This window comes from Streptomyces sp. GMY02, assembly GCF_019056675.1.
GTDB lineage: Bacteria > Actinomycetota > Actinomycetes > Streptomycetales > Streptomycetaceae > Streptomyces > Streptomyces odonnellii.
On sequence record NZ_CP077658.1, the window covers coordinates 3,071,425 to 3,082,919 of the forward strand.

An 11,495-nucleotide genomic window follows, 5' to 3' on the forward strand; every position below is an offset into this window, starting at 1 on the left:
GGGCTCGGCGGGGAGTGCGGTTGGTGGTACGGGTCAGGCGTTGAGGTCGTCCCCGGTGAGGGCGCTGATGAAGGACGTCCAGGCGGGCGCGGGGATGGTGATGGCGGGGCCGTCGGGGTTCTTGCTGTCCCGTACGGGAACGAGACCGGGGACGCCGTCCGCGACCTCGACGCAACTGCCGCCATCCGGATTGCTGTAACTGGACTTGCGCCAGCCGGCGAGGGCGGATGCCGGAATGGTGTCTGCCACCTCAACGCAACTGCCGTTGTCCGGACCGCTGTAGCTGGACTTGCGCCAGTCGGTGAGGGCAGACGCCTTGGGAATTGAGCTAACAGTCATCTTCGTAATCCTCAGCCACCGATTCGATGAGGGCCAGGGATGCCGCTGGCGGCAACGCGGCGGCCCTCGTCAAATCGTATGCCTGTCGGACCTGTTGCACGAGGTGTGGATCGTCAACGAGCACTCCGGTGACAACGCCCTCGAAGTACGCCATGTCGGGGGCATCGTCAAAGCTCATCAAGGTGGCCATGCTGCTCATGGTCGCGTGGGCTCCCGACGAGAACGGGACGACCTGCAAGAAGATCCGGTCTTCTCGCATCCGCCTTGCGAGATCTCGGAGCTGCCCGGCCATGACGGCCGGACCGCCGACCACAGTCCGCAGGACCGCCTCACTGACGACCACCCACACCACGGGAGTCTCGGGGTTGTCCAGCAACCCTCGGCGCAAGGTTCGGCCAACGACCAACTCGTCCACCCTCTTCGGATTCGGGTTGGGCTCTCGTGACCGGTACACCGCTCGCGCGTAGTCCGCCGTCTGAAGGATCCCCGGGACCAGCGAGACCGCGTACTCACAGATCGCGGTCGCCAGTCGCTCCGCCTCCGCCGCTTCCCTGAAGTACTCGGCATACTTGGCCTCTTCGAGGATGTTGAGCATCCGGTAGAACCGGCCCCCCGTACCCAGCACCTTGTCGATACGCCGCGCGTCGTCCGGGCGCGGCATACGCCTGCCCGCCTCGAAGTGGGCGATCAGTGTGTCGTGGCACACCACACCCTCACCGAGCTGGACCTGCGTCAGTCCGGCGGCTTCGCGGGCGATGCGCAACTCCTGACCGAAGTGCTTACGCGGGGGCAGGTACTCACGGCTCTGCTGCTTGTCCTCGTGCGGCATTTCAACGCTCCTTCTTGACAGGCGACTTGTCGGTCCATGCCCCCAACTGGAGCGTACGCGCGCACCCTTCACTCCGTAACTCATCCATCACAGAAAGCGACATGACACAAGAAGCGTCAGCCCCGTCCCGGGACGCCATACGGTGCGCACGGGACCGCCCGTACCACCACCGCTCACCGCTCACCGCGATGCTCAGGCGGCCCAGGTGATCGTCTGACCGCCGGGACGCGCGGTGATCAGGAACCGGTCCAGGCCAGGCGCCCCGTCCTCGCGCCACCGGGTCAGATGCTCCTCGATCCGGTCCCACAGCCGGTCGGGACCGCCTTGCCGCACGAGCCACCGTCGTCCGCCGCCGTTGCGCAGGGCCGCCCAGGACTGGCGCTCCACATCCAACAGCACATCTACCGGCCCCTCTTCGTCCGTCAGCCCGAAGCGCTGAGCGCCGGGGGCGGCGAGTTGTGCGACGAACCGCGCCGTCCAGTCCTCCAGCGCATCACCCGCCACGACGGCTTCCCGCTCCTCGCCCTCGGTCATGTCGGGCAGGATTCCGAGCGGGGGCGGGGACTGCGGACGAGCGAGCATGAAGGAGATGGCGCCCCCGAGGAGTCGCCCTGCCGCCGTACCGTCCTCCCGTACGGTGAGACGCGCCAGCTCCGAGGCGTAGAGCCAGCCGCCCACTGTGGCGAGGATCTGTCCGCCCGGCTTGACCTGCTCGATCCACTCACCGGGGATGTGCAGCACTCCGCAGGTGGCGATGAGCCGGTCGTAGGGAGCGTTCTCGGGGTGACCCTTCAGCCCGTCGCCCACAACGAGATCGGGGAGACGGCCCACACGCCCCAGGGACACCCGGGCACGGCCGGACACAGCCGGGTCCACCTCGACGGAGGTCACCAGTCGGTCGCCGAGGCGGTGGCAGAGCAATGCGGTCGAGTAGCCCGTACCTGTGCCGATCTCCAGCACCTTCATGCTGTCGCTGATGTTCAGCTCCTCCAGCATCCGGACGACGAGGCCGGGCAGAGTGCTCGAACTGGTCGGCTGCCGGTAGATCCGGCCGTCCATGTCGGCCGGCATCACGGTCCCGGCGATCTGGGTCACCAACGACTCGTCGGAATAGCAGGCTTGCAGCCATGCCGGATCCTCCGGCCGTACCGGTTCCCAGCCCGTACGCCCGCCCTCGTCCGTCCGCCGGAAGAATCCGTCACGCAGGAACTCATGGCGGGGAATGTCGAGGACCGCTTGACGCCACACCGGGGAGCGCAGGTCGCCGCCGGCCGTGATCCGGTCGGCGAGCGCTTCGCGGAGGCCCTTGTCGGTGGTCATTGCGGACGACGCTCCAGTAGATCGGCCATGGCCGCCACCATGGGCAGCCCGGTGGGCGGCTCCAGCCAGGCCCACTGGCCGGAAGGATTGCATTCGAGAAACCACCATGCACCGTCGCGGTCAATGGCGAAGTCGAATGCGCCGAAGACCAGGCCGAAGTGCGCGAGATAGCGCTTCAGCGCGGCCTGGATCCCGTCCGGCGGCCTGACGACGCCGTAGGAGAGTTTCGCGTAGTCGGTCCGCCAGTCCAGAAGACCGGAATCGATACGGACGGGGAAGACCCGGTCCCCGATGACGGTGACTCGCGCGTCGGCGGCCTTGTCAACGAGTCGCTGGAAGAGATGAGCAGTACCGGCCACTCGCTCATCGAGCTGGTCTGCGGTGACCTCGCCAACCTCCACGGTGCAGGACACCCCGTCCACTCGGTACAGCGGGGTGGAGAGGGGCTTGTAGATCGCGGGGCCGTGATCCTTGACGAACTTTCTCGCCGCCGTGGGGTCGGAGGTGACCATCGTGTCGGGGACCTTGAAACCGCACCGCACCGCGGCGGCGAGCCCGGAGGGTTTGAACTCGGCGTCCCCGATGCGGTGGGGGTGGTTGACGTACAGGCAGCCGGGCAGAGACGCGAGGACTCCACCGAGCCCGTAACGGGCTTGTGTCACCGCGAACCGCGCGTCCTGTTCGCTGAGGTGCGGGAAGGCGAATCCGGAAGGGCGACGGTAGTAAAGAGAGCGGACTCGCGAGAGGTCCGCGGTCCGGGTGGGCGTGGCCAGGGTTCCGCCGATGCCCGCTTCGGTGATCGTGGCCGCGACCGAGAGGGTGGCGGGGAAGTCCCCGGAGTCGAGCCGCACGACCGGGACGCACCGGTCGTGCAGCTCGTTGATCACCAGGTCGGCCGTGGGGTCGTCCACCATGGTGACGACCATCACCGGGCCGTCGTTGCTCACTGGTCGCTGTCGTTCCCGGTGTCCTGGTCACCGCCACCGGAACCGCCGGGCCCGGCACCGTCCGACGGATTGCCAGTGTTGGTGGACGGGTTGGTACCGGTGCTGGTGCCGTGGGCGGGCATCTCCATGGCCCGGCCGCCATCGGTGAAGTAGCGCGCGGTCTGTGACGTCGGGTCGATCTCGGCGCGCGCGTAGCCGGGCGCCACGGCTGGGTACGGAGCCATCCTCTGGAGTCCCCATGGCACAGGCGTCGCGTACCCCTGGGGCAGTGGGGAACCGGCCGGAAGTCGATCCGAGTGGTTGAACATCTTGTCCTCCGTGGGGGGTTCGACGTGCTTGAGCAGACCCGCCCGCGCCGACATGGAACTTCTGAGCGAACCGCGGGACTGAGCGTGCCCTCCTTCTGCGGCACGCACCCCAACGCTCTTTCCTGTCAGGCGCTTTGTCAGGCCATACCTACTGATGAACCTTATGCACGCATGCTTCCTTCCATAATCCACCCATCACAGAAAGCGACATGACACAAGAGACGTCAGCCTCGTCCGATGCGTCCGCGGCACGTTCTCCTGCCTGCCAACATGGGCGCATGGAGAAGAACATGGCGGTGCGGCGGCTCGACCTGGGGTACTTCGTCCGGCCCGCGTCGGAGACGGGCGGCTCGCAGCCGCGGGTCGAGCCCGTCCTTGCCTATCTGGTGCGACACGGCAAGGGGCTGATCCTCTTCGATACCGGCATCGGCAGCGCGGACCCCGAAACCGAAGCGCATTACCGGCCCCGACGGCGAGCGTTGCAGGACGCCCTGTCAGCGTCCGGAGTCGCCCTCGACGACATCTCCATGGTCGTGAACTGCCATCTGCACTTCGACCACTGCGGCGGGAACCCTCTTCTGGGCGGCACGCCCATCCTGGTTCAGGACGTCGAGCTGGCCACGGCCCGTGCGGGCGACTACACCTTCGACGAACTGATCGACTTCCCCGGCGCGACCTACGAGGAGGTCGCCGGTGAAACCGAGGTCTGGCCGGGGGTCTGGATCGTTCCCACGCCCGGGCACACCGAAGGACACCAGTCTCTGGTCGTACGACAAGGCGACGGCACAGTGGTCCTCGCCGGCCAGGCACACGACTTTGCTTCCCACTTCGCGTCCGAACAACTGGCCCGCGACGCGGCACTTGACGGCGCGGACCAGCCGCTTCCGCCCTATCAGCGCTGGCTGGACCGGCTCGCCGACTTCGACCCGCGACGTGTGCTCTTCGCGCACGACTGCTCGGTGTGGGAACCGCCGGGGACGGCCGAAGGCCGCTGACCCGGCTCCCGGGCACCTGCCCTGAGCGGCCGGCCGTAGCGGGTCGTCTCCGGTCAGTCGGGGCCGTCGGTCAGTCCGTCTCCGGTCAGTCCGGGGCGTCTCCGGTCAGTCGGGGCCGTCTCCGGTCAGTCGGTCGGGTCGGCCATGATCTCCCGGACCTCCTGCGCGCAGCGGCATGCGGCAGCGAGCTTGGCAGCCCACTCCAGCGCGTCGTCGCGGGAGGGCACATCGAGGACCGCGAACCCGCCGAGCACCGCCTTGGTCTCCGGGTACGGGCCGTCGGCGACGGTTCCGTCGACGGCCACGATGCTCGCCCGCTGCGTTTGCAGTCCACCGCCGAAGACCCACACACCGGCGTCCCGGGCCTCACCCACCACCTTGAGCGAGGCCTCGGCCACCTCGGGCAACTCCTCCTCGGGGAAGGTCATCGCGCCGTCGTCGAACGAGATCAGGTACCGCGTCATCCATGGCTCCCTAGGCCGTCGGCCGCCTTCGGCCGCCCCTCACCCTACGACGAACGCCCGGGGAGGGGTGCCGGCCGGGGACGGGCGTCGGCCGGGGACGGACGTCGACCAGGGTGGGGCGTCGACCAGGGTGGGGCGTCGGCCGGGGACGGCCGCTATTCCAGCCACGTCCCGTCGCGCATGATGACTCTGCCGCGTTGTTCCGGCTCGCCGCGCCAAGCGCGCACAGTCTTCGGCACCACGCGCACATACAGAAAGGAATCCTCCTCCGCACGCGGGTCCCACCCGAACTTGGCGGTGAAGGCCTCCGCCGCGTCTCCGGGCACATCCTGATCCAGGAAGCACTCCGCCTCACCCTCAAGAAGCACCACGTCGACGGTGTCCGGCAGCGCCAGGCGCACGCGCGGCTCCTCGCGGACGTTGCGGGCGGTCGCGGAAGCGGCACTGGTGCACATCCACACCGCCCGCCCGTCCCACAAGAACCACAGCGGCACCTGGTGCGGCCCGCGATCAGGATGCGCTGTCGACACCCATACGTCCCGCTCGGCAACGAGCCGTTCCAGAGTGTCGTGCCTACGCTCCGCTGCCCGGCGGCGAACAATCCCCGTGGTCTGTCCCATGAGTGCCGACCATAGCCAGCGGACTCACAGCGCACATGAGGCGACGGACCTACTCCCGGCGACCGATGAACCCCTCGGCCTCCGACTGACCCGCCTCCGGGCGACCCGTAGGACAGGGCCCAGGCCGTGTCCGGTCAACGGTGTGCCGTCGACCGCATCAATTGCCCGCCGGTACTAGCCTGTTGGTTGTAATCGACCGACAGCATCTGCATGGGGGAAGCGGACAGGTGGACGGTGCCGCGGAAGGGAACGGGCGGGACGCGGGGCGTCCTGTGCCCGAGGCGGCGCCGGCGGCGCCCTCCCCGGCTCCGCCGTCGGCCGCCGCGCCCGCACCTCCCGGGGCCCCCTCCCCCTCCCCCTCCCCCTCCCCCTCCCCCTCCCCCTCCCCCTCCCCCTCCCCCTCCCCCTCCCCCTCCCCCCTCCCCCTCCCCCTCCCCGCCCCGGACTCCCAGGCATTCCAACGCCATTGACGGGCATGCCCGTATCGGCGGGCCCAGCATTCAGGCCGGTGCCATCAACGGCGACGTGCATGTCCACCCGCCGCCCGCGGCACCCGCTCCCAGCCCCGCCGTCGCGCCCGTACCACCGCCGCGGAGTGCTCCGCAGCCCGGAGAGGCGCGTGTGGTGATCCGGGTGCAGAGCGGAACGGAGACGATCGAGTTCTTCGACGAGGGTCTGGCGATGTACTGGATCAGCGCGCGCTTGCAGATGGGCCTTGGCTATGAACAATGAGCATGACTTCCACGACGTCCACGCCAACCGTGCCATCGATGCGGAAACGGCGTCGAGGGCTGTGGATATCCTCCGGTCCCCGCAGGCCGGCTACTCCAGCGTCGACGAGACCGACAGCGCCATCGCTCCGCTGGAGCATGTCCTCGCCGCCACCCCGGACGGGCCCCTCCGTACCACCATCCTGTCCAACCTCGGCCTGATCCGGATGGCACGCTTCCAGCTCACCGCCGCCCGCGCCGACCTGGACTCCGCCATCGCCTGTCTGCGCGAGGCCCTGGCGAGCCGTGAACCGTACGGGAGCCACCCCGCGCTCAGCGCCACCATCCCCAATCTGATCAGCGCGCTGCACACCCGCGCCGAGTTCACCGGTGAATGGGACGACCTGGACGAGGCGATCGCGTGGGGGCGCGAGGCGGTCGTACGGGTGCGTCCTGGCCTGCCGCAGCGGGCCGCCGCGCTGGCGAGCCTGAGCAGCGCGCTGCGCATCCGGTACGAACGGTCGCGGTACCCCGGCGATCTGACGGAAGCCATCGACCTGGGCCGGCAGGCCGCCGCCGATCTCCCGCCCGACCATCCCCGGCTGGGTCCTGCGCTGTCCAATCTGGGCAGCGCGCTGATGGCGTCGGGGCTGGTGCACGAGGCGGTGGGGGCGTACGAGCGGGCGCTCGACAGGTTCCGCGCGGCGGAGGACCGGGGGGGTACGGCGCGGACGCTGAACAACCTGGCGGGGGCGCTTGCCCAGGCGGGCCGGGTCGCGGAGGCCCTCGTCGCCTACGAAGCGGCGCTGGAGGCGTTCCGTGCGCTGGGTGACTCGCGGGGTGAGGACCGGGTGAGGCACAACCTGGAGGTGGCGCGGGTGCGGATGGAGCCCGAGGCCGCGCACCGGCTGGACGGGACCCCCGAGGCCCCCGCGCCGCCGCTCATGTGACGCAGCCCACACCCGCACGAAAACCTGGCCGGCCGGCCGCGCGTCTAGCCGGTGTGGGATCACGCAGGAGAACACTCGTGCTCGACGGGCTGGACGAGGAAGCACTCGTCCGGCTCGTCGCCAAGGGCGACCGCGCCGCGTTCGAGGAGCTGTACCGGCGTACCGCCCCCTGGCTGGCCGTACGGCTGCGGCGGCGGTGCGCGGACGAGCAGATCGTCGCCGAGGTCATGCAGGAGACGTACCTCGCGGTGTGGCGCGCGGCGAGCGCGTTCGCGGGGGCCGCGGTGGGCGGTACGGCCGTCGGATGGCTGTGGACGATCGCCGCGCGACGGCTCGTCGACGCGTTCCGGCGGCGGGCGCACCACGCGCGGCTGCCCGAGGCGGTGGCGGGCGGGAGCGTACGTACGACGACGCCCGCCGCCGAGGACGAGGTGCTGGCGGCGAGCGTGGACGGCGAGGTCGGGGACGCGTTGCGGCAGCTCGCGCCCGAACTGAGCGACGTACTGCGGGCGATGGTGCTCGACGGGCTCACCGTACGGGAGACCGCTGTGCTGCTCGGCCTGCCTGAAGGCACCGTCAAGACCCGCGCCCGCCGGGCACGGCAAGCCATGCGGGAGGCACTTTCATGAGCGAGGCACTTTCATGAGCGACGACTACGGGCGCGAGCACAGCGGTACGGGCCCGGCGCCCGCGCACCACGCCTCCGAGCGGCTCATCTCCCGCTACGCGCGCGGCGATTCGGCGATTCCCGGCAACGAGGTCTGGGCCCTCGAAGCCCATCTGGAGTCGTGCGCGGTGTGCCGTGCCCGGCTCGCCGGCCTCGCGCCGACCGTCGCCCCCGCCGTGACCACACTGGTCGACGGCGTCTGGTCGGAGCTGGCGCCGCTGCTGCCCGTGACGGCGTCGATGCCCGCGCGCCGGCGCTGGGCGCTGACGCTGTCGGCCTGGGCGTCGCCGGTGATGGTGCCGTGGGTGTGCATGACGGTCTTCGTCACACTGTTCGCCGTTTTCCTGGACTGGACGAGCGGGTCGCGGATCTCGTTCGTACTGCTCCTCGCTCCTGTTCTGCCCGTGCTGGGTGTCGCGGGTGCCTGGGCGCGGGGCCTCGACCCGGCGTACGAACTCACCATGGCGACACCGCGCGCCGGGCTCCCGCTGGTGCTCCGGCGCACGACCTCCGTGCTGGTCGTGGTGATCGCGCTGCTCACGGTGGCGGGGTGGATCACGGGTACGACGGCCGCCCAATGGCTGCTGCCCTGCCTGGCGTTCACGACGGGGACTCTCGCGTTCGGCGGGCTGTTCGGGGTGGTCCGGGCGGCGGCCGGGCTGGTGGGGGTGTGGGCGGCGGTGATCGTGGCGCCGACGGTGGCGGTGAGCCGTACGCCGGTCCTGCTTCAGTCGGAGGCGCTGCCGGTGTGGGGGGCGGTGCTGGTGGTGGGGGCGGTGGTGGTGTTCACACGGAGGGGGGCGTACGCGGTGGTGGGAGCGCGCCGCTGAGGCCCGCACTCCGTACCGCGGTGTCCGCCCCCACCGCCCGTGGCTGACATGTCCGTACACCCGTGAACCGGGCCGAACCGAACCGTACGCACACACGCACCCACGCACACGCACGTACACGCACACGCATGCACTCCCGCACCCGCGCATGCCCGCACGCACGAACGCACCCACGTACGCCTCACGCACTCACAACGAAAGGCCCTCAACGATGACCGAGGAAGTGACGACATGATGCGCGGTGTGACGGCGGCCGAAGTGGCCCCCACTCCCTACGCCTGGGAGATCCACGCCGAAGGACTGAAGGTACGGGCCGGGGCCCGCACCATGGCCGTCGACGGCCTGGACCTGGCCCTCGGCACCGGAGTGCACGGCCTGCTCGGCCCCAACGGTGCCGGGAAGACGACCCTGATCCGCTCGCTCGCCACCGTACTGCGGCCGGCCGCCGGTTCCCTGGAGCTGCTCGGCGCCCCGGCGGGGGCGCACGGCGGGCGGCGGGAGCTGCGGCGGCGGATCGGTTATCTGCCGCAGGAGTTCGGGTACTACCGGCGGTTCACCGTAAGGGAGTTCGTCGAGTACATGGCGTGGCTCAAGGAGGTTCCGGCGGCACGGATACCGGGCGCGGTGCAGCGGGCGGTCGAGCGCGTGGGGCTGGCCGACCGGGCCGACGCGCGGATGAAAACGCTGTCGGGCGGGATGGTGCGGCGGGCGGGGATCGCGCAGGCGATCGTCAACGACCCGCGGATCCTGCTGCTCGACGAGCCGACGGTGGGTCTCGATCCGGCGCAGCGGCTGCGCTTCCGTGAGCTGCTGCACCAACTCGGCGCGGACGCGTGTGTCGTGGTGTCCACGCATCTTGTCGAGGACGTCGCGGCGGCGTGTACGGATGTGACGCTCATGGCCGACGGGCGGACGGTGTTCAGCGGGACGCCGGGCCAACTGGCGGACGCGGGCGGGCCGGAGGATCCGGGGGACAGCCCGATCGAACGGGGTTACGCGGCGCTGCTGATGCGGCCGGAGCGGGGCAAGGGCGGTGCCTGGTGAAACCGCACCACGAGACGGACAGGACGCGGAACACGGACGCCCGGCGCGGGGGCCGGATCCTGCGGATCGAACTCCGGCGCTCCACCGGCCTGTGGACGGGGCTGCTGCTCCTGCTCGGCTCGGTCGCGCTGTTCCAGTTGTTCGGCGGCGGGCCGTGGACGGAGGGCGCCGAGGCGTGGACCGGGCAGTGGACGTCCGCCGCCTGGTGGGAGCGGTATCTCATGGTGTTCCTGTGGCCGCCGGCCTTGGCGGCAGGGGCCGTACAGGGGCTGCGGGACCACCGTTCGCGGATGACGGAACTCCTCGCCACCACCCCGCGTCCCGTCTGGCAGCGCGCGGCCAGTACCGCCGGCGCGCTGGGACTGGCCCTCGCCGTCGCCTATCTGCTGATCTTCCTCTACGGAGGGGTCCAGGTGATCGGCAACGACGGGTACGCGCATCTCCGCTGGCTACCGATCGTGCTGGTCGGGGCACTGGCGCTGGTTGCCGGGGCGTGGCTGGGGATGGGGATCGCCAGGACCGTACCGTCCGCGTTCATCCCGCCCACGCTGGCGATCGTGACGCTGATGTCGGTCGTACTCGTTCATGACGCGGTCACGAAGGACCTGTTCCCGAACCGGATCGTGCTGCTGTCGCCGTCGCTGGCCGAGGTGCACAGTACGTTCCTGACGGTGGCGTGGCGGGTCAACGCCGGGCAGGCGGTCTGGCTGCTGGGCCTGGCGGGGACGGGGTTCCTGCTGCTGGTCGCGGGACGGGCGCGGGCGCGACTGCTGGCGCTGGTGCCGCTGGTCGTGGGTGCGGTGGTGGGAGTGGCGCTGCTGCCGGCCTCGCACGACAGCAACTATGTGATCGACGAGGCGGCGACGGCGCCGGTGTGCGAGGGGCGGGTGTGTGTGACGCGCGTGCACGAGAAGGAACTGGCCGCGCTCGCCGGGCCGGAGGGTCCCGGCGAGGAGGCGCTGCGGCTGCTGGCCGGGCTGCCTGACCCGCCGTCCGAGGTGCGCGAGACGGTGCCCGCGTGGCCGCTCGGGGCGTGGCGGCCGCAGGCGCCGCCGCAGCCCGCCGGCTCTGTCCCCGTCGACTTCGAGGCGCAGGCGCTCAGCGGCGCCACGAGGGACGAGACGCTGCGCGCGCTGCTGGCGGGTGCCGGTACGGGGCCGTGCGTCGTCCCGCTCAGGACGTATCCGACCGACGAGGAGGAGCGGCGGTACGACGAGACGAAGGCCGTGCGTGAACTGGCGGCGCGCACGGTCGCCGCGGCCTGGTTCACGGGTGACCTCAAGCCCCTGCCCGGCGCGGGCGGCCAACGCTCGGCGGCGGACGCCCTGGCCGGGCCCGCCTGGACGGCGCTGCGCGCGCTGCCGGAGGACGAGCAGCGGGAGCGTGTGGCGGCGCTGCGGAAGGCGTCGCTGGCGTGCGAGGGCGATCTGCTGACGGTCCTGCGGGACGGCGCGCGCGGGTGAGCGAGGAGG

The 11,495-nt window shown here is 70.6% G+C and carries 14 protein-coding genes; 7 read left to right on the top strand and 7 right to left on the bottom strand.

The genetic code is table 11. The annotated features are described in order from the left end of the window. Positions 1-33: 33 nt before the first annotated feature. From KQY30_RS12800 to tgmA, 5 genes are all read right to left on the bottom strand, one after another. Positions 34-339 (bottom strand): DUF397 domain-containing protein, encoded by a 306-nt coding sequence (locus KQY30_RS12800; protein ID WP_217306936.1) that lies wholly within the window; start codon positions 337-339, stop codon positions 34-36. Continuing rightward, the gene (locus KQY30_RS12805; RefSeq protein ID WP_217306937.1) at positions 329-1,168 is read right to left on the bottom strand and encodes a helix-turn-helix transcriptional regulator; all 840 of its coding nucleotides are present in this window, start codon (positions 1,166-1,168) and stop codon (positions 329-331) included. Before KQY30_RS12805 ends, KQY30_RS12800 begins: the two co-directional genes overlap by 11 nt. 192 nt (positions 1,169-1,360) lie before the next feature. Then, positions 1,361-2,488, bottom strand: coding sequence for an ATP-grasp peptide maturase system methyltransferase (gene tgmC, locus KQY30_RS12810; RefSeq protein WP_217306938.1), 1,128 nt, complete (start codon positions 2,486-2,488; stop codon positions 1,361-1,363). After that, positions 2,485-3,435, bottom strand: coding sequence for an ATP-grasp ribosomal peptide maturase (gene tgmB, locus KQY30_RS12815; RefSeq protein WP_217306939.1), 951 nt, complete (start codon positions 3,433-3,435; stop codon positions 2,485-2,487). The genes tgmC and tgmB overlap by 4 nt, the downstream gene beginning before the upstream one ends. Further along, a complete protein-coding gene (gene tgmA / locus KQY30_RS12820) occupies positions 3,432-3,743 on the bottom strand; it encodes a putative ATP-grasp-modified RiPP (RefSeq protein WP_217311015.1) in 312 nt (103 codons plus the stop codon). The genes tgmB and tgmA overlap by 4 nt, the downstream gene beginning before the upstream one ends. Positions 3,744-4,021: 278 nt before the next feature. On the opposite strand from tgmA, the gene KQY30_RS12825 reads away from it, so the two are divergent. Beyond that, positions 4,022-4,738, top strand: coding sequence for an N-acyl homoserine lactonase family protein (locus KQY30_RS12825; RefSeq protein WP_217306940.1), 717 nt, complete (start codon positions 4,022-4,024; stop codon positions 4,736-4,738). A gap of 125 nt (positions 4,739-4,863) precedes the next feature. Here KQY30_RS12825 and KQY30_RS12830 read toward each other — a convergent pair whose 3' ends face one another. Both KQY30_RS12830 and KQY30_RS12835 read right to left on the bottom strand, forming a co-directional pair. Next, positions 4,864-5,202: a YciI family protein gene (locus tag KQY30_RS12830; protein ID WP_217306941.1), complete on the bottom strand. Its 339-nt coding sequence runs from the start codon at positions 5,200-5,202 to the stop codon at positions 4,864-4,866. A 155-nt stretch (positions 5,203-5,357) separates the two neighbouring features. After that, the gene (locus KQY30_RS12835; RefSeq protein ID WP_217306942.1) at positions 5,358-5,822 is read right to left on the bottom strand and encodes a pyridoxamine 5'-phosphate oxidase family protein; all 465 of its coding nucleotides are present in this window, start codon (positions 5,820-5,822) and stop codon (positions 5,358-5,360) included. A 525-nt stretch (positions 5,823-6,347) separates the two neighbouring features. On the opposite strand from KQY30_RS12835, the gene KQY30_RS12840 reads away from it, so the two are divergent. The 6 genes from KQY30_RS12840 to KQY30_RS12865 all read left to right on the top strand — a co-directional run bounded on the left by KQY30_RS12840 (position 6,348) and on the right by KQY30_RS12865 (position 11,486). Then, complete coding sequence (locus KQY30_RS12840) at positions 6,348-6,554, top strand: hypothetical protein (protein ID WP_217311537.1); 207 nt, start codon at positions 6,348-6,350, stop codon at positions 6,552-6,554. After that, complete coding sequence (locus tag KQY30_RS12845; RefSeq protein WP_217306943.1) at positions 6,544-7,482, top strand: tetratricopeptide repeat protein; 939 nt, start codon at positions 6,544-6,546, stop codon at positions 7,480-7,482. The genes KQY30_RS12840 and KQY30_RS12845 overlap by 11 nt, the downstream gene beginning before the upstream one ends. 77 nt (positions 7,483-7,559) lie before the next feature. Beyond that, entirely contained in the window at positions 7,560-8,111 is a 552-nt protein-coding gene (locus KQY30_RS12850; protein ID WP_254407102.1) for an RNA polymerase sigma factor, read from the top strand. A gap of 13 nt (positions 8,112-8,124) precedes the next feature. Continuing rightward, a complete protein-coding gene (locus KQY30_RS12855; RefSeq protein WP_217306944.1) occupies positions 8,125-8,979 on the top strand; it encodes a zf-HC2 domain-containing protein in 855 nt (284 codons plus the stop codon). Positions 8,980-9,210: 231 nt separating this feature from the next. Beyond that, entirely contained in the window at positions 9,211-10,023 is an 813-nt protein-coding gene (locus KQY30_RS12860) for an ABC transporter ATP-binding protein (protein ID WP_217306945.1), read from the top strand. Continuing rightward, on the top strand, positions 10,020-11,486 hold the full coding sequence (locus tag KQY30_RS12865) for a hypothetical protein (RefSeq protein WP_217306946.1): 1,467 nt from the start codon (positions 10,020-10,022) through the stop codon (positions 11,484-11,486). The genes KQY30_RS12860 and KQY30_RS12865 overlap by 4 nt, the downstream gene beginning before the upstream one ends. The last annotated feature ends 9 nt before the right edge of the window (positions 11,487-11,495 follow it).